Origin of the sequence: Algoriphagus sp. SE2 (assembly GCF_039563885.1) — a bacterium.
Classification (GTDB): domain Bacteria; phylum Bacteroidota; class Bacteroidia; order Cytophagales; family Cyclobacteriaceae; genus Algoriphagus.
This window is the reverse complement of the sequence record NZ_JBCLWJ010000004.1, coordinates 311,466-330,008: the sequence shown is the minus strand read 5'-3', so window position 1 is coordinate 330,008 and position 18,543 is coordinate 311,466. Positions and strand designations below refer to the sequence as shown.

Genomic DNA, 18,543 nt, shown 5'->3' with positions numbered 1-18,543 from the left:
ACTAAACATACAATGGGAAAAGCAATTGAAATCAACGACCAAAACTTCGAAGAAATTATTAATTCAGATAAACCAGTGTTGGTTGATTTCTGGGCAGAATGGTGCGGTCCATGTAAAATGATCGGTCCAATAGTAGAAGAATTGGCAGGTGATTACGATGGTAAAGCCATTATAGGCAAGGTAGATGTGGATTCTAATCCTGAGGTATCTGCAAAATTCGGAATCAGATCTATTCCAACTCTTCTTGTGTTTAAAGACGGTCAAATAGTAGATAAGCAAATTGGTGCAGTTCCAAAATCTGTTTTAACACAAAAAATAGACGCACAGCTATAATTCATAAAGAATATCAGTAAAGCCGCAAGGAATTCCTTGCGGCTTTTTTTTATCTTGATGGTTCAATGAATGATAAATTAATTTCTCTGGAAGAGTTCTGGACCTTGCGAAAGCAGGTTCCAATTATTGACGCTAGAAGTGAAGGGGAATTTTTGCAAAGCCATATACCAAACTCATATAATCTCCCCATCTTAAACAATGAGGAAAGGATCATTGTTGGCACACTCTATAAAGAAAAAGGCTCACTAGAAGCTACTATAAAGGGTTTTGAATTAGTTGGCCCCAGATTTCATAAGATCCAAAAAAAAGCTATTCGGAAGTTTTCAACTCGAAAAATAATTGTTTACTGCTGGAGAGGCGGGATGAGAAGCCAAATTTTGTCTTGGCTCCTGAGTATGGTAGGTTTTGAGGTTTATAGATTGGAAGGTGGCTATAAAACTTACAGGACATTCACCTTTGAGGAAGTTCGAAAAGATTGGAAATTAATCCTTTTAGGAGGGAAAACAGGAGTTGGAAAAACAAAACTCCTCCAAAAATTAAGGGAATCTGGAGAGCAAACTCTGGATTTAGAGGATTTAGCCAACCATAAAGGTTCTGCTTTTGGTGCCATTGGTCAAAAACCTCAACCTAGTGTAGAGCAATTTGAAAACTTGATGGGTGAAGAACTTCGGCTAAAAGATCCTGAAAAAACAATATGGGTTGAAAATGAGAGTAGAAGAATAGGTAAAATCATTATTAATGATCAATTCTTTGATTTGATGTCAAAGTCACCTTTGATAGATATAAGGAAGTCGGAGGAAGAAAGAATTCAATTGATTGAGGAAGAATATTCATTTCTACCCAAAGAAGAACTAATTGCCGCAGTAAATAGATTAAAAAAGAAATTGGGTGGCCTAAGGACTACTGAAGCTATTGAAGATATTATTAATGGCAATCATCGGTCTTGGATTGCTAACCTCCTAACCTATTATGACAAAACGTATCAATTTGACTTAGAAAAGCGTGATCCAAATTCGGTTAAGATTCTTGATTTAACTGGAATCGATTTACAGAAATCATGTCAATTTTTATTGCAAACAAAAAACCAACTTGATGGAAAACTTACCAACCCGACTCACTGAATGGAGTGAAGGCTCAGGATGTGGCTGTAAAATCGCTCCGGCCATTCTCGACCAGATTTTATCTTCCAGTGGATCATTCTCCCAATCAGACCCAAATCTTCTCGTAGGAAATTCAGGAAAAGATGATGCCGCAGTCTATCAAGTTTCGGAAGATCTCGCAATCATCAATACCGTAGATTTTTTTACTCCAATTGTCGATGATCCTTTTGATTTTGGGAGGATTGCCGCTGCCAATGCTATTTCAGATGTATATGCGATGGGAGGCAAACCCGTGTTCGCAAATGCCATTTTAAGTTGGCCAGTGGAAAAACTGGCTCCTGAACTTGCAGCAAAAGTAATGGAGGGTGCAAAAAGCATTTGCAAAGCCGCAGGGATTGAACTAGCCGGTGGACACTCTATTGCTGCTAAAGACCCGATATTTGGTTTATCTGTCAATGGTATAGTACATCCCAGAAAAATCAAAACTAATCAAGGTGCAAAATCCGGAGATATTATTTATTTGACTAAACCACTGGGGATCGGGGTATTAGCTACTGCGCTGAAAAGACAAAAGATTCAAGATAAAGATTATTTCAACTTACTCGATACTGCATGTAGATTGAATTCTATAGGAGAAATGATCGGAAATCACGAGGAAGTACATGCGATGACTGATGTGACAGGATTTGGATTACTTGGCCATCTAATCGAAATGTGTGAGGCATCCTTAATTTCTGCAGAAATAGAATTACATAAGCTTCCTTTGATCGAGGGGATACAAGAATATATCAATCATTTTATTTTTCCTGACAACACTTATCGCAACTGGAATGCTTATAGCGCAAAAACAAAAGGTGTGGTAGGAATGGATTTGGTCAAACTTTGTGATCCGCAAACCAGCGGAGGGTTGATGCTAGCAGTAGATCCAGAAAATCAAGCTTGGTTTGAAGATGCGATGAAGCAACAGAATCAGGTGATTTGGGAGATAGGAAGATTTAAAGAAAAAGGTGAGCTTGTGGTGGAAGTCAAATAAAACAAGAAAGCCAGCAGATATCAGTTAGCTTTCTCGTTTTGTGTTGTTTGCCTAATCCAAAGGAGAAACACCACCACTTACCATAAACTTCATCACATCAGAGCTTTTTACGCCCACTAAAGGCGTTACTTTATCTTTTGGTACCAAGAACACATTTCCTGACACATTGTAGCTATGGGGGAAATAAACAGCTACCAAGTCAGCTTCTCCCACAGCAGACATATCCTCTTGGGTGATAAAGCCCAAACGCATCAAGGTCTCACTAATCTGAACTTTCACTGGAGAAGAAAATTTCTTTTTATCTCCTACAAATGCCCCCATCAAATCTTTGATACTCGTATAGATCAAATTGACCAAAGGAATTTTCACTAAGCCTCTTTCCATCCAGTCAAAAAGAGGTTTTGCAAAGAATAAACTTGCCAAATAGCCAACAAAAGTAATTAAGGCCAACACCATTAAAATCCCGATTCCAGGGATAGGAACAGGAATTAAATTATCCAAGAAAAGGATCGTTTGAAAAATAATATAGATTGTCACAACTAGAGGCGTGACAAATAATAATCCTCGTAAGAAATAGGATAAAATACGTTTGTATGTGAAAGCCATGGTGAGAAATTTAAAATCCTGATTATTTTCCAATAATAATCAGGATTTTGACTTGAAGTTAATGGATAACAGATTTTTACAAATCAGTCTGGTAATATTTTAACTTTTACACTTTTGTAATAAACCACAGAATTTGGATCATGTGCCTGCAAAGCAATGGTCCCATGATCTAGTTTTTTGGTGCCAAGATCTCCTTCCCTGTCTTCACTTTCATCATATTCGTTAATTATTTTTCCATTGACAAGGACAGTCACTTGATCACCTTTTACAATAATCGTTTCAGCGTACCATTCATCATCATTCACATAAGTTTCTCTTACATCTTTAAATGAATATACACTCCCTGTCTTCCTCCAATCTCCATGGCTTTGATTTACTTGAATCTCATGTCCAACATTTGGCCAGCCATCCTCTTGATATTGAGTATGAATAAAAATACCTGAGTTAGCTTGAGGCATGGTTTTCAATTCTACTTGTAATTCAAAATTATTGAAATCATGATTCCCGACAGTACCTTCATAAAACATGTGGCCTCGTGGACCATTAACTTTTAGAACTCCATCTTCGATTGAAAAGGAATCTGGATTTTCCGAAATTTTCCATCCTTCAAAATTTTCTCCGTTGAAAAGTTCAATCCATTCTCCGCTTTGCGCTGAAAGCGATAAGGAAATCAAAAAACAGGCAATCAGTGAAAATATATTTTTCATAGTAACAGTATTTATGGGTTATAATTGAAATTTAATTCTATTCCTTAAAAAACACTATTAACTAAAAACAAAAACCCGAAGAATTACTTCTTCGGGTTTTTAATATTATAAATGACAGGTGTTATAAATCTATTCCCATGAAGGACATGAAAGCTATACCCATAAGCCCTGTTAAAAGCATGGTAATACCAAGTCCTTTCAATCCATTAGGGACATTTGAGTATTTCAATTTTTCACGAATTGCTGCCAGCGCTACAATTGCTAGAAAGAAACCTGTTCCCGACCCGAATCCATACACACTTGCTTCAGCTAATGTATAGTCTCTTTGGGCCATGAAAAGAGATCCACCCAAAATAGCACAGTTTACAGCGATCAATGGAAGAAAGATACCCAATGCACCATAAAGTGCAGGAGCAAACTTCTCTACTACCATTTCCACCAATTGTACCATTGCAGCGATAATGGCGATAAACATGATGAATCTTAAGAACGAAAGATCCACAGAAGCAAGATCTGCCATAACCCATGACAATGCTCCTTCTTTCAATACAAATTCATTCAATAACCAATTGACCGGTACAGTCACAGTTAAAACAAAGATAACTGCTGCTCCCAATCCGAGGGCCGTACTCACTTTTTTCGATACCGCAAGGAAAGAACACATTCCAAGGAAGTAAGCGAAAACCATATTATCGATAAAAATCGACCGAATTCCTAAACTAAATAATTCCATTTTCTTTGCTGGTTTTTAGTGTTCTACATATCCTGTTTTGGTACGCTGTACCCAGATGATCAATCCTAAGATGATGAAAGCACCTACAGGAGAAACCATTAGGCCATTTGTAGCCAATTTGAAATCTGGTCCAAAAATTCCAGAAATAGTGTCAAATACAGGAATCCCGAATACTGATCCTGAACCCCATAGCTCTCTAAAGAAAGCTACCGTTAAGATTATCCATGAATAACCTAAAGCAGATCCTAAACCATCTAATACGGAATCATATGGCTTGTTACCTAAAGCAAATGCTTCAAGTCTACCCATTACAATACAGTTGGTAATGATCAATCCAACGAATACAGAAAGCTCTTTGTACATATCATAAGCAAAAGCTTTCAAGACTTCACTTACAAGCGTTACCAATGTAGCTACTACTGCTAGCTGCACGATAATACGAACCCTAGAAGGGATCGTGTTCCTCATAACAGAAATCACAAAGTTTGACATCGCAATTACGAAGATTACAGAGATAGCCATTACCAAAGTTGGCTTCATCTGCGTAGTTACTGCTAGAGCAGAACAAATTCCCAAAACCTGAATGGTAATCGGGTTTTCATCTACTAGAGGATCTGTGACTAATTTTTTCCGACGCTTGGAAAGTAATGCCTCTGCAGGTTTCTTTTCAATTGCCTTTTCTAAAGTTTCAGCACTCATATTGATTAATTTCAGTGAGTTGAGTTTCGGTTAAAGTGCGGCTACTGCCGAAGATGATTTTTTAGACTCTATATAGGCCTTATAATGGTCTAAATAGTTTTTCACCATATTATTTACGCCAGTGCCAGTAATAGTTGCTCCAGACATACCATCAATTTTATGTGGTTCAGAAGAATAATCTTTTCCTTCTCCTTTTTGCATCAGAACACCAACCAGATCACCAGATTCATCAAAAATCTCTTTTCCTTGATATCTTGCCTGAACTTCAGGAGTGGTAATCCTAGCTCCCAATCCAGGAGTTTCACCGGCATGAGCAAAAGTGACACCACCTACTGTATTCATGTCAGTATCCAAAGCTAAGTACCCCCAGATTGCATCCCAAAGACCTGCACCATAAAGTGGCAAAATATATGATTTCACAGCGGAAGGATCTCCTTCTTCGTGATAAATGAAAACAGGATAAAGTCTTTCTTCTGCTGGTTTTTTATAATTCTTAGCAACATCCACATTTTCTGCAGAAACTGCTACACCACCTTGTTCAGTGACTTCTTTTCCATTGATATCAACTACAGTAGCACCGATATGGCTGCTGTAGTATTCATTCACCTCCTGAGGAGTCATTGCAGCAATTTCATCACCACTGATTACGGCTCCAAGAATCTGCTTTTTCTTATCCAAAGCAATAGCCTCTTGCTGTCTTGGGCCTAGCAATTGAGCTGTACCAGATAGCAATAAACCTAAGACTACTGTTAGGATTACAGAAAAAGTAATGATATAAGCGTTAGACTGTTGCACGTTGTAACCTCCTTGTTTTGTTTGCTTTTACTACATAATAATCAATCAGCGGAGCAAATACGTTCATAAACAATACTGCAAGCATGATTCCTTCCGGATAAGCTGGGTTTGTTACTCTGATTATGACAGTTAAGAAGCCTATCAACAATCCATATATCCATTTTCCGGTTTCCGTTTGCGCAGCTGACACAGGATCGGTTGCCATAAAGACTATACCAAACGCCAAACCTCCCATCACCCAGTGATACTGAGGAGGCATTGCCATATACTCATTTACTGCCAAAAGATTCATAACAGTACCCATGATATAAGCACCTGCAAAACCAGAAACAATTATTTTCCAACTAGCTACACCTGTAGCAATCAAGATTAAAGCTCCTAATAAAGCCATCAGGGTAGAAGTCTCTCCAATTGATCCTGGAATCCATCCAATAAACATATTGCCAAAACTGAATAAATCTGCTCCTAATGCGGTATTATGGGCTGCCAGAGCCTGTACCACTGTTTGAGTTCCTTCAACACCAGCTGTGTATGCTACTGAAAGAGCTGTTGCTCCCGAAAAGCCATCAACTGCTGCGGCATCTCCTAAGTAAGTCCAAACCTGATCTCCGGAAATTTGAGCAGGATATGCAAAATACAAGAATGCTCTTGCAGTCATTGCTACGTTCAAAACATTCATTCCTGTTCCACCAAAGACTTCTTTTGCTATAACTACAGCAAAGACAGTTGCTAATGCTACCTGCCACAATGGAGTAGTAGCTGGAACGACTAATGGAATTAACATTCCCGTCACTAGGAAGCCCTCATTAATTGGGTGTTTTCTAATAACTGCGAAAATTGCTTCTACCATACCTCCTGCTGCATAAGCAACAATGACAATCGGTAAAACCAATAATGCTCCTGTTCCTAATTTCTCTCCAAAATTCTCCCATAAACCTGCTGTACCACCAGTGGCAAGCAAATGTTGATGTCCGGTATTATAAATACCAAATAACAAACAAGGGATCATTGCGATCACAACAGTGATCATCATTCGCTTCAGATCAATAGCATCTTTTACTTGTGCTCCTTTGATTCCTGTCGTGTGATTAGGGCTGAAGAGAAATGTCTCGCCTGCCTCAAATAAATAATATAGGTTTTCAAGCTTTCCTCCTTTTTGGAAAAGGGGTTTCTGCTTGTCCATCAAATCTCTTAGAAACTTCATATGGATTAACTGTATTGGATTAATTCTATACCTTTTCTAACCATTTGCTGCACTGGGTGTTTAGATACATCCACAAATTCACAAAGTGCCAAATCTTCTTCTACAATCTCATAGATACCCAACTCTTCCATTTCATCAAAATCTTCAGCCAAAATAGCCTTCAACAAATAAACAGGGAGAATATCCATCGGTGTTACTGATTCAAAAACACCAGTTTGTACAAATGCTCTTTCTTCACCTCTTGCATTAGAATCCATCACATGTTCCTTATTAGGATTCAGGAAGGATAATAATCCAAGTGCTCTGTGAAAACTCAATCTTTTACTTGGCAATGCCCAGCCTAGGAATTCATAATAATCTCCTTCAGGAATCACCGTGATCTGATGATGGTAGAATCCAAGGAAGCCATCTAAAGAAATTTTCTCACCAGTCAACACATTGCCAGAAACTACTCTGACATGTCCTGAATTCAGATTTCCTTTTACAAAAGTCGAAACACAAGCACCTGAATAAGTTTTCACATAAGCAGCATTTGTTAGTTCTGAACCTGTCAAAGCAACCAATTTTGAGGCATCGTAAACACCTTCCAAAATCAATTTACCTAATTGAACCACACCAAATGGGCTAACAGTCCAAACAATATCTCCTTTGTTTATAGGGTCTAAATGATGGATTTGAATTCCAACATTACCAGCTGGGTGAGGACCTGAAAATTTATTTATCTCGGCATTTTTGACATTCGCAAAAACTGTCGGTGCTGGAATTTCACCATCTAAATTAAGATGAACTTTACCAGTTGTCAGTTTTGCTAGTGCATCAACACCTGCCTGGAAGTATTTCTCTTCGCCCTTCAAAGCAAAGCCATAATCAGGAGCTAGTGGATGTGTATCAAATCCTGATATGAAAATCGCCTTTGGTGTATCAGCAGGATTGGCAACAATTCCAAAAGGTCTTTGGATAATGTTTGGCCAAACACCACTTACGGCAATTTTGGAAACCAATGCCTCCCTGTCAAGGGATGCTATATCTACTTTACCAAGATTTTCATGAGAAACAGTTTGATCTGCAAGAATCTTTATTTCAAGAAGTTTTCTTTTATCACCTCTTTTAATTTCTATCACTTCTCCTGATACAGGGGAAGCATAGATCACTTGATCCATGGCTTTATCAAACATGATTGGAGTGCCAGCCTTTACGGTATCTCCTTCATTGACAAGTACTTTAGGCCTTTGAAGACCAATAAAGTCCGTCGGCTTAATCGCGAAGGTTTGAGCTGGAGCTAAATCAGCTAACTCCTGATTAGCCTTTCCGACCAGTTTGATATCAAAACCCTTCTTAAGCTTCACTATTTTAGACATATCTGTTTTTGAACTATGAGCCTTTGAAAAACGCCCCAAATCTAATAAATACAATTTTTATTTAGGGGGTATATGGGATATTATGTTTCACTTTTTAATGGAATGGTTGCCAATTATTTCTGAAGGCAATATATGACTCAGATTGGCAAAGCATTTTTTTCCATTGATTCTAGATGAGATTTCACTTGTTCCATTAACCACATTGGAGTTGAAGTAGCACCACAAACTCCTACATTATCGTCAGGAAGAAACCAATCTGGATCTATTTCTGTCTCATTTTCAATAAAATAACTTCTTTTATTCTCGTTGAGACAAACTTGATACAATGCCTTTCCATTTGAACTCTTTTTGCCAGAAACAAAAATTATCACGTCATTTTCCTTAGAGAATTTTTGAAGTTGAGGTTCTCTGTTTGAAACTTGTCGACAAATAGAATCATTTGCATTATATGAAACTTCTTCTAGGTCAGCATTAGATTCTTTTAGTCTTTCCTCAATTTTACCAGATAATTCGTAAAATCCTTTCGTGCTTTTGGTGGTTTGACTGAATAAAGTAATCGGCTTTTGATAGTCAATTTTATCTAAATCACTTTCCTCCATCACTACCACTGCTTTCTCCAAAGTTTGACCGGTAAGCCCTATTACTTCGGCATGCCCTTTCTTTCCATAAATCACAATCTGGCCGTTTTCTCTTTCCATCTTGTCAAAGGCTGTTTTGACCCGATGTTGCAATTTTAACACAACTGGACAAGAGGCATCGATCAACTCTATATTATTCTCTATTGCTGTTTTGTATGTTTCGGGTGGCTCACCATGTGCTCGAATAAGGACTTTGCAATCACTTAACTCCTGCAATTTCTCTCTATCTATCACAATTAAGCCTTTTTCTCTCAAGCGCTTCACCTCCATATCATTGTGCACGATATCTCCAAGGCAATATAATTTATCGCTCTGCTCCATTTCGTCTTCGGCCATTTTGATGGCGAATTCTACTCCAAAACAATAACCTGAATTTTTATCGATGGTTACCTGCATAGCTTTTTTCTTTTTCAATGATTTGCTTTGCCTTATTGACTATTTGTGCAACTTGTTCATCAAATGTTAAATTGCTCGTATCAATTTCAATGGCATCGGATACTTTGATAAGTGGGCTTTCTTTTCGCGAAGAATCTATTCGATCTCTTTCGGACAGGTTATTTTTTATTTCTTCCAAGTCTACTATATCTCCCTTCTCAAGAAGTTCTTGCTGTCTTCTTTCTGCTCGAGTTAGTAAATCGGCGCTCATAAATACTTTTAATTCTGCATTGGGAAATACAACCGATCCTATATCTCTTCCATCCATTACCACGGCTTTATTTTTACCCAAACGCTGTTGCTGAGCAACTAATTCCTTACGTACATCTTTTATCGCGGCTACTTCACTCACTTTTGAAGAAATATTCATCTTTCTAATTTCTCTTTCAACATTCAAACCATTTAAATAGGTCTCTTGTTTTCCTGTCTCTGGATTCAAATGAAAAGTGATTTCCAAGCTCTTTAAAGCCTTTTCGATTTCATGAGGATTAGTAAGAGTAACAAAATTATTTAAAAAATGTAGGGTCACAGCTCTGTACATTGCTCCAGAATCGATATAGGTGTAACCGAGGTCCTTGGCAACTGCCTTCGCGGTCGAACTCTTACCACATCCCGAATATCCATCAATTGCAATGACGATTTTACCCATCTAAAAAAACTTGCTTAAATCCGCTTTTTATTTCAGGCACAAATATAGTAGTTTTAATCTAAACCGATCCTAAGAAGCCCAAAGTCCTGTAGAATTGTCGGGTTCTTTTGAGGAATTTTTAAATTCTATTCCATGATTATCAAAGGTCAGCTTGTTGACATCCCTGAAAAGTCCATTTATTCTGCTTCAATAGAAATTAATGAAGGAAAAATCCTAAAAATCAATCCTATAGAAAAAGATCAAAATCTACCTTTTATCATGCCTGGATTTATCGATGCGCATGTGCATGTAGAAAGTTCTATGCTTGTGCCTTCGGAATTTGCGCGACTTGCAGTAGTGCATGGTACGGTAGCTACTGTTTCCGATCCACATGAAATAGCCAATGTCTGCGGAATGGAAGGAGTGGATTATATGATTGAAAATGGAAAGCAAGTTCCTTTCAAATTCTACTTTGGTGCACCTTCTTGTGTCCCTGCTACTCCTTTTGAAACAGCAGGAGGAGAAATCGATGCTGCTGACATAGAAAACCTAATGTCCCGACCTGAGATTCACTATTTAGCGGAAATGATGAATTGGCCGGGGACGGTGAATCGAAATGAGTTGGTAATGGAGAAAATTCGGATCTCGAAGAAATATGGAAAGCCCATCGATGGTCATGCACCTGGGCTCAAAGGCGAATTGGCAGAGAAATACGTCTCCGCCGGACCAAGTACCGATCATGAATGCTTTACCTATGAAGAGGCACTGGACAAAATCAAATTGGGAATGAAAATCGCAATTCGGGAAGGGTCCGCTGCAAAAAACTTCGAGGCGCTCATCGCCCTGATCGATGAATATCCTGAGATGATTATGTTTTGCTCTGACGATAAGCATCCTGATAATCTCGCTATTTCCCATATCAATGAACTAGCTGCCCGCGCTATCGCAAAAGGCAAGGATTTATTCAGTGTTCTTCAGGCAGCTTGCCTGAATCCTATTGGGCACTATGCCATGAACGTGGGGCAGCTTCGAGAAGGAGATCCTGCGGATTTTATAGTAGTGAAAGACCTGAAAGACTTCCTAGTTATCAATACATATATTAATGGAGAAAAAGTAGCTAATAATGGAAAGACACTGATCAAACCGATTAAAAACGACATCATCAATAATTTCAATACTTCGATCAAGAAGCCCGAAGACTTTCAGATCAAAGCCAAAGGAAATAAAGTCAGAGTCATTGAAGCCTTGGATGGACAGTTGATCACTCCGGAAATCTCAGGTGAAATTTTGATCAAAGATGGCTTTGCAGAATCGAATCCAGAAGACGACATCTTAAAAATTACTGTAGTCAACCGCTACGAAGATGCTCTTCCAGCGGTGGCATTTATCAAAAACTTTAGACTGAAAACTGGCGCAATTGCTTCTTCAGTCGGTCATGACTCTCACAATATAATTGCCGTGGGTATCGATGATGAATCCATCTGCAAGGCTGTCAACTTAATCATAGAAGCAAAGGGAGGAGTATCCGTTGTTTCAGAGGATCAGGAAGAAATCCTTCCTCTTCCAGTTGGTGGAATTATGTCTGCTTCGGATGGCTATGATGTTGCCAAATCCTACACTCGAATCGACAAACTAGCCAAAGAAATGGGAGCTACATTAAACTCCCCATTTATGACTTTGAGTTTTATGGCCTTGCTGGTGATTCCTGATCTGAAGCTGAGTGATAAAGGATTGTTTAATGGGCAACGATTTGAGTTTGAAGAGGTGTTTTTATAAAAAACCCTCTAGGTTTCGAAAAAATGGAGAGCTGACACTTAAATATCCGAAGTAAAGTGGAATTCTATCTCAGGATAATTATCCATCACCATTTGAAGCCAGGCTTTTGATTCGGCCATAAAGACAAGTTTTCCGTCTTTGTCGTGGGCAATGTGACGGTTTTTGGAACGGACAAATTCATCCAACTGCTTCTTGTCTTTGCTGGTGATCCAGCAGGCTTTGTATAGGTTCATCGGGTGAAACTCAACCGTGGCGTTGTATTCGTTCTTTAATCGGAACTGGATGACTTCAAACTGAAGTTGACCGACAGTACCGACAACTTTTCTCGATCCCATATCGAAGGTAAACAGCTGTGCCACTCCTTCTTCCATCAATTGCTGAAGCCCTTTTTCCAATTGCTTGGTTTTCATAGCATCCTTATTTACAACCTCACGGAAGATCTCAGGAGAGAAACTTGGGATTCCCACAAATTGCATGTTCTCCCCATCTGTCAGGGTATCTCCTATTTTCAGGTTTCCCGTATCATACAAACCCACAATATCTCCAGGAAACGCCTCATCGATCATTTCTTTATCCTGCGCCATAAATTGGGTCACATTCGAAAATCTCAATGGCTTTGGTCCCCTTACGTGATTGTAGGGTTTATTTCTTTCAAATTTTCCAGAACAGATTCTTAAAAATGCAATTCTGTTTCGATGATTCGGATCCATGTTGGCATGGATCTTAAATACAAAACCTGAGAATTTCTTCTCATCCGGCATCACTTCTCGATCTTCTGTTCTACGGCTTTTTGGCGCTGGAGCGATTTTGATAAAAGTATCCAGCATCTCATTGATCCCGAAGTTATTCACCGCAGAGCCAAAGAAAACCGGGGCAACTTTCCCCTCTAAATATTCTTTGGTATCAAATTCAGGATAAACTCCCTCGATCAATTCTACATCTTCCCGCAGCTGATTGGCAAAATTCTTCCCGATCAACCCTTCCAATTCAGGGTCCTGAACATCCTCAAACTCCTGACGAACATCACTTAGCTTTCTTTGAGAAGGAGTAAATAAATTGAGTTTATGATCAAAAAGATTGTAAACGCCTTTGAAACTTTTTCCCATTCCTATCGGCCAGGAAAGTGGATGACATTGGATGTTTAGCTTTTGCTCCACCTCTTCAATTAATTCATAGGGATCTCTCCCTTCTCTATCGAGCTTGTTGATAAAGCAGATCACCGGAGTATTTCTCATCCGACACACTTCCATCAATTTCTCCGTCTGCATCTCCACCCCTTTTACACAGTCAATCACCATGATAACAGAATCGACAGCTGTTAAAGTACGGTAGGTATCTTCTGCGAAATCCTGGTGACCAGGAGTATCGAGTAGGTTGATTTTGACATCCTTGTATTCAAATCCCATGACAGAAGTAGCAACAGAGATCCCTCTTTGCTTCTCGATTGCCATCCAGTCAGACTTAGTTGCGGTATCGATTTTATTCGATTTTACAGCACCAGCAGTTTGGATAGCACCACCAAAAAGCAACAATTTTTCAGTCAAAGTGGTCTTACCCGCATCCGGGTGAGCAATAATGGCAAAGGTTCTACGCTTCTGAATTTCTTCTTTCAAACTCATGGGAGATATCAAATTAAGGCTGCAAAGGTAGGGAAAAACCGCTAAAAATTAGACAGAAGTTCTAAAGTAGAATTCATGGAAATAAGATTTACGAAATACGAATTACGAGATTCTCGATAGAGTTAAAACCCATTTGCAATTTTGAACATTAAAAAAAAGCGAAATCAGAATCAATTTGTATTCAACTTCCATGATAAAAGGCAATTGATATCCAAATTTCCCGAAGCTTGCATAAATCTTGTAAATCGTACTTCAAACTTCGTAAATCGTCAATATTCCAGGATTCCTTCTGTAACAAATTGTGATGCTCCTTCAATTGTACTATGCAAAACGATTCGGAATGTTGTCCCGACTCCTACCTCCGAGTGTTTCACAAAAATTTTCCCTCCATGGTAGCCCTCGATGATTCTTTTAGCCAATGTCAAACCTAGGCCCCAGCCTCTTTGTCGGGTAGAAAAGCCAGGATTGAATACTTTCTTATACATTTTTTTCTCCATCCCTTTACCGGTATCTGTAATGTCAACTATCACAAATTTGTCGGAATCTTGAATCACATCGATGCTTATTGAACCTTTACCTTTCATTGCATCTACGGCATTTTTACAAATATTTTCAATTACCCATTCAAAAAGTGGTTTATTCATCATGGCCTCAAGATCCTTGGAATCGGCATTGATTTTCATATCAACTTTGGTAGAAATCCTTGGCCTAAGATAATTGACGGTTTCTTCTAAGCTATAGTAAAGGTTTTCGGGCTGGATTACAGGTTTACTTCCGATACTGCTAAAACGTTCTGTGACCATCCTGAGCTTCACCACGTCTTTGTCCATTTCGGAGATAATTTCTTTGTTTTCTTCCCAAACGGGTGAGTTCCGCAAATAATCAATCCAAGCCATTAAAGAGGCAATCGGAGTTCCTAGCTGATGTGCAGTTTCTTTTGTAAGACCGGCCCAAACCCGATTTTGCTCTGAAATCTTACTTTGGTTAAAAAGAGTATAAGCCAAGACTCCAAACAATAAAATTACAGCTAATTGAACATAAGGGTAATATTTCAGATTTGTGAGTAGCTCAGAATTTCTATAATAAACCTGGATATCTGCTTCGCGAAGAAGAATAGGCTCATATTCCTCCATCATTTCTGCTAGCTCAGAAGCTAAAGTTTTAACAGAGTCTTCATTACTTGCATTTGCTTTGAAAGGTATATTTCTAAATTCAATAGGATCTCCGGCTGCATCCACCATAATGATAGGAATGGAATAGTTTTGCTGAATGATCTCTTGATTAATAAAAGTGAGGTTTTCAGCTGTAGAGGCTGCGTACTCCAAAGCAGATGAAAGTAATTCAATCTGACGCCTTTCGCGCTCCCTAAGTTCCTCCACAAGAATATTGGTATACAAAATAGATCCGCCACCAATTATGATTGACACAAATATTACAAGCCATTTGACTTGTTTTCTGTTTTTATAAAGGTCAAGTGTAGTCAAATCTTGAAAGCGATTTTTCATTCTTTTAATAATGTACTAAAGTTACCAACTACGTAAACGGAAAGATCGTATAATGCTTTCAAATAAATATTTTGCCAGCATGTAAATTAGTCTACTTGTAAATTTATGCTTTAATACGCCAAGGTAAAAAAAGAGTACTTTTATAAATTCAATTTTAATTTTCTTTAAAAAAAGTGCTCAATTGGACCTATTACAACTGAGCACGCTTTTGTTGATTCTTATTGCTTATTGACTGGTTCTTATCCATTTCCAAAGGGTCTTGTAAGAAGGTTTTGTGCCATGCATAAGGATACCAATTCGATAAATTTTCCCAGCCATCCATGTGGTAAATAAAAACCCTCCAATCAAAAGTGACATGGAAAGAGCTAAATCTGTCCAGGGCACCCCATAGCTTATTCTTCCCATCATAGCGATAGGAGATGTTAATGGAATTACCGATAGCCAAAATGAGGTATTGCTATCAGGATCGTTCAAAACAAAAACGAATAAGCCCATATAAGCAACAATCAGCGGAATTGTGACAGGAAACATAAATTGCTGCGCTTCAGAAGGAGCCTCAACAGCCGATCCGATAGCAGCAAAAAGAGCTCCGTATAGTAAATAACCACCTAGGAAATAAAACAAGAAACTAAGTACCAGCCCAAAAAAATCTATACCTGAAATAACTTGTAGAATTTCGGAAACATCACTTTGAGGCATAGAATTGACTAATTCGGGATTTGCCATTTCCATCGCAGTTTGTTGCGGCATTTGCATTCCAAGATATCCTATTACTACTGTAGAAAGAGTTCCTATCAATACTACCCAAATTAAAAATTGAGTTAAGCCTACTGCTCCAATGCCAACTATTTTACCGAGCATTAACTGAAACGGCTTAAGTGAGGAGACCAGAATTTCCACAATTCTACTGGATTTCTCTTCAATCACGCCCTGCATGATTTGATTTCCATAGACGAAAATGAAAATATAGATTAAAATACCTGTTAGAAAGCCAAGTGCATAATTAACAGTTGCATCATTCACTGTTTCCTCTCCTTTATCATCTAATGTGATGGATTTTATTCCAACTCTTGTACGAACTTCATTAATGATTTTCGGATCAATTCCACTTTCAAATAAGCGCTGTTCTTCAATTTTCTTTCCCAAATTATTTTCCAAATAAGAGATCAAATTGATACTTGGATTATCCTCACCATAAAAAACTATACCGGAAGGATCATCAAGGGTAAATTCAGGGATATATAGAAATCCATAACGATTTCCATCTTGAACCATTTTCTTACCCTCTTCGAGATTTGTATCTGAAAAAGAGAAAGCATATTGCTCAGAGCTTTCTAAGAAAAACATTTTGTTTTCATCCACCACTTCTATGATTCTCAAAGCTTGAGAGCTCTTATCCTCCAATGAAATCCAAACAAACACCCCCATGATCGCAGGGAATATCAAAGGGGTAATCAATGTGGCTAATAGAAATGACTTCTTTTTTACCCTTGCCAAGTATTCTCTTTGGATAACCAGCCAGATTTTATCCATTTTGTGTATTCTTAACCTGATGAATAAAAATTTCTTCCATACTTGGCACTACTTCTTTGAATTGCTTTACTTCCCCATATTGCATCAATTCACTCAACAATTCATTTGGTGTTTTACCACTCAGGGGTAATGTAAAAGTAAAATTATCTTCCTCTTCTTTTGCTATCCACTCTTGAGGAATAAATTGTTTCAGATCTCCCAATGTGACACTGTATACTTCTGGTCTAAAACTCTTTTTCACTTCACGAATAGTCCCATCCAAGATTTTTTTGGACCGATTTATCATCGCTACTTGATCACAAAGAAGTTCCACTGATTCCATCCGATGCGTACTCAATATTACCGTTGTTCCAGCTTGCTTTAATTCCAGAATTTCGTTTTTTATTAATTCAGCATTGACAGGGTCGAAACCTGAAAATGGCTCATCTAATATAAGTAGAGGAGGCTCATGGATTATGGTTGAAATAAACTGCACTTTTTGAGCCATTCCCTTTGACAAATCTTCGATCTTTTTTTCTTTCCAAGAGCTTATTTCTAGCTTATCCAACCAAAAATTAATTTTAGTTTTTGCTTCTGTATGACTTAATCCCTTGAGCCTGGCAAAGTAAAGAAGCTGATCCCAGACCTTCATTTTTTTATATAGGCCTCTTTCCTCAGGCAAATACCCAATTTTGGAAATATGAGAAGGGTTTAAATGTTCTTTATTGATAAAAATCTCACCCGAATCCCCTTCAATGATTTGATTAATGATACGTATTAAGGTTGTTTTTCCGGCACCATTAGGACCGAGTAATCCAAAAATCACGCCTTTAGGAACATCAAGATCAATGTTGCTAAGCGCTATATTTGAACCGTAAGATTTGTTGAGATTTTTTATTTCAAGCATAGAGCCAAAAAACTATTCTATCGTCAATGACCCAACCCCTACATCCAGAATAAGTTCAAGCAATCTAGGGTCTGATTCATTGTAACCTTTCGTAATATAAGTGTGTTTATCGATAGTTTTTAGATATTTCGGAAGAGTTGTCCTGCACATCGCTGTCGTCTTCACTCGAATCTTGATGGGATAGGATTCATCAGGTAAATTCAAATTGAGTGATCCAGCTCCTACGGCAGCAATAACATGACACATAGATGGCATACCATCTGAAAAATTTAAATTCAGGGATCCATAATTGACCTCAAAAATCATCTTAGATGCATTAGTAAAATTAGCATCATCAATCTCTATTGTTCCCATATTGAGTGTTACCAATAAGGTGTCCATTTGAACATGATTTGGATCTTTAGACCCGTAATTAATCAAGATATCAGCACTGGCACTATGAACTTTGAGATTACTTATAGGTAATTGGGCTAAATCTATCTCAGTTTTACCCATACCCAAATTAAAATCCAGGTTGTAGACAAAATTTGAAGCTAAGCCTAAATCCCAGGTATGATCAAAATCAGAATTATCCCCAGAAAAGATTTTGGAGGTAATACTTTTCCCGAGATTATCAGATTCTACATTTTTATGCTCCAATGTAGACTCAAGAATATTATTCTTAATCTCATAAGAAAATACGGGGAGGATATTTGTTTTCTGAAGGTGACCATGAATATATAGCGGATCCATGGATCTTATACGCTTGACCAGAGTTGTACTTTTATAAGAGGAAAACATGAGATGAACGACCTCATACCCCTTTTTCTCAGTAATTTTAAACTCTTTCACAAGCTGTGCCTTACTCACACCTACACATGCAATGACTCCCAGAAACAGTAGACACAATTTTCTAAGCATACCGATAGGTTACGAGGCGACTTTAAAAAGGTTCTTAAAAATATAAAAAAAGCCA

General features: G+C 38.1%; 18 protein-coding genes. 4 read left to right on the top strand and 14 right to left on the bottom strand.

Features of this window, described 5'->3' with window-relative positions; translation table 11 throughout:
* Positions 1 to 12 precede the first annotated feature (12 nt).
* The 3 genes from trxA (at position 13) to selD (ending at position 2,466) form a co-directional block, all read left to right on the top strand.
* On the top strand, positions 13 to 333 hold the full coding sequence (trxA, locus tag AAGF08_RS07440; protein ID WP_343510519.1) for a thioredoxin: 321 nt from the start codon (positions 13 to 15) through the stop codon (positions 331 to 333).
* 65 nt (positions 334 to 398) lie between these two features.
* Positions 399 to 1,454 (top strand): tRNA 2-selenouridine(34) synthase MnmH, encoded by a 1,056-nt coding sequence (gene mnmH, locus AAGF08_RS07435; protein WP_343510518.1) that lies wholly within the window; start codon positions 399 to 401, stop codon positions 1,452 to 1,454.
* Positions 1,426 to 2,466 (top strand): selenide, water dikinase SelD, encoded by a 1,041-nt coding sequence (gene selD, locus AAGF08_RS07430; protein WP_343510517.1) that lies wholly within the window; start codon positions 1,426 to 1,428, stop codon positions 2,464 to 2,466. Before mnmH ends, selD begins: the two co-directional genes overlap by 29 nt.
* A 51-nt stretch (positions 2,467 to 2,517) precedes the next feature.
* Here selD and AAGF08_RS07425 read toward each other — a convergent pair whose 3' ends face one another.
* The 9 genes from AAGF08_RS07425 to cmk all read right to left on the bottom strand — a co-directional run bounded on the left by AAGF08_RS07425 (position 2,518) and on the right by cmk (position 10,290).
* Positions 2,518 to 3,072 carry a DUF502 domain-containing protein gene (locus AAGF08_RS07425; RefSeq protein ID WP_343510516.1) on the bottom strand — a complete coding sequence of 185 codons (555 nt, stop codon included), beginning with the start codon at positions 3,070 to 3,072 and terminating at the stop codon, positions 2,518 to 2,520.
* 83 nt (positions 3,073 to 3,155) lie between these two features.
* A complete protein-coding gene (locus AAGF08_RS07420) occupies positions 3,156 to 3,779 on the bottom strand; it encodes a DUF1080 domain-containing protein (RefSeq protein ID WP_343510515.1) in 624 nt (207 codons plus the stop codon).
* Positions 3,780 to 3,900: 121 nt separating this feature from the next.
* Positions 3,901 to 4,512: an NADH:ubiquinone reductase (Na(+)-transporting) subunit E gene (gene nqrE / locus AAGF08_RS07415; RefSeq protein ID WP_343510514.1), complete on the bottom strand. Its 612-nt coding sequence runs from the start codon at positions 4,510 to 4,512 to the stop codon at positions 3,901 to 3,903.
* A 15-nt stretch (positions 4,513 to 4,527) separates the two neighbouring features.
* Positions 4,528 to 5,211 carry an NADH:ubiquinone reductase (Na(+)-transporting) subunit D gene (locus tag AAGF08_RS07410; RefSeq protein WP_343510513.1) on the bottom strand — a complete coding sequence of 228 codons (684 nt, stop codon included), beginning with the start codon at positions 5,209 to 5,211 and terminating at the stop codon, positions 4,528 to 4,530.
* Between the two features lie 30 nt (positions 5,212 to 5,241).
* Positions 5,242 to 6,006, bottom strand: a complete 765-nt coding sequence (gene nqrC, locus AAGF08_RS07405; protein WP_343510512.1) for an NADH:ubiquinone reductase (Na(+)-transporting) subunit C — start codon at positions 6,004 to 6,006, stop codon at positions 5,242 to 5,244.
* Positions 5,993 to 7,210, bottom strand: coding sequence for an NADH:ubiquinone reductase (Na(+)-transporting) subunit B (locus AAGF08_RS07400; RefSeq protein ID WP_343510511.1), 1,218 nt, complete (start codon positions 7,208 to 7,210; stop codon positions 5,993 to 5,995). The genes nqrC and AAGF08_RS07400 overlap by 14 nt, the downstream gene beginning before the upstream one ends.
* A 5-nt stretch (positions 7,211 to 7,215) precedes the next feature.
* The gene (locus AAGF08_RS07395; protein ID WP_343510510.1) at positions 7,216 to 8,568 is read right to left on the bottom strand and encodes a Na(+)-translocating NADH-quinone reductase subunit A; all 1,353 of its coding nucleotides are present in this window, start codon (positions 8,566 to 8,568) and stop codon (positions 7,216 to 7,218) included.
* Between the two features lie 137 nt (positions 8,569 to 8,705).
* On the bottom strand, positions 8,706 to 9,602 hold the full coding sequence (locus AAGF08_RS07390) for a 4-hydroxy-3-methylbut-2-enyl diphosphate reductase (protein WP_343510553.1): 897 nt from the start codon (positions 9,600 to 9,602) through the stop codon (positions 8,706 to 8,708).
* Positions 9,583 to 10,290, bottom strand: a complete 708-nt coding sequence (gene cmk / locus AAGF08_RS07385; RefSeq protein WP_343510509.1) for a (d)CMP kinase — start codon at positions 10,288 to 10,290, stop codon at positions 9,583 to 9,585. Before cmk ends, AAGF08_RS07390 begins: the two co-directional genes overlap by 20 nt.
* 132 nt (positions 10,291 to 10,422) lie before the next feature.
* Between cmk and ade the strand changes: the two genes are divergently transcribed.
* The gene (ade, locus tag AAGF08_RS07380; RefSeq protein ID WP_343510508.1) at positions 10,423 to 12,045 is read left to right on the top strand and encodes an adenine deaminase; all 1,623 of its coding nucleotides are present in this window, start codon (positions 10,423 to 10,425) and stop codon (positions 12,043 to 12,045) included.
* 38 nt (positions 12,046 to 12,083) lie between these two features.
* Here the strand turns inward: ade and AAGF08_RS07375 are convergent, their stop codons facing one another.
* The 5 genes from AAGF08_RS07375 to AAGF08_RS07355 form a co-directional block, all read right to left on the bottom strand.
* Entirely contained in the window at positions 12,084 to 13,664 is a 1,581-nt protein-coding gene (locus AAGF08_RS07375) for a peptide chain release factor 3 (RefSeq protein ID WP_343510507.1), read from the bottom strand.
* A 269-nt stretch (positions 13,665 to 13,933) separates the two neighbouring features.
* Positions 13,934 to 15,169: an ATP-binding protein gene (locus AAGF08_RS07370; protein WP_343510506.1), complete on the bottom strand. Its 1,236-nt coding sequence runs from the start codon at positions 15,167 to 15,169 to the stop codon at positions 13,934 to 13,936.
* 225 nt (positions 15,170 to 15,394) lie between these two features.
* Entirely contained in the window at positions 15,395 to 16,702 is a 1,308-nt protein-coding gene (locus AAGF08_RS07365; RefSeq protein ID WP_343510505.1) for an ABC transporter permease, read from the bottom strand.
* Positions 16,695 to 17,588, bottom strand: a complete 894-nt coding sequence (locus AAGF08_RS07360) for an ATP-binding cassette domain-containing protein (protein ID WP_343510504.1) — start codon at positions 17,586 to 17,588, stop codon at positions 16,695 to 16,697. The genes AAGF08_RS07365 and AAGF08_RS07360 overlap by 8 nt, the downstream gene beginning before the upstream one ends.
* A 12-nt stretch (positions 17,589 to 17,600) precedes the next feature.
* Positions 17,601 to 18,488, bottom strand: a complete 888-nt coding sequence (locus AAGF08_RS07355) for a hypothetical protein (protein ID WP_343510503.1) — start codon at positions 18,486 to 18,488, stop codon at positions 17,601 to 17,603.
* Positions 18,489 to 18,543: the final 55 nt, after the last annotated feature.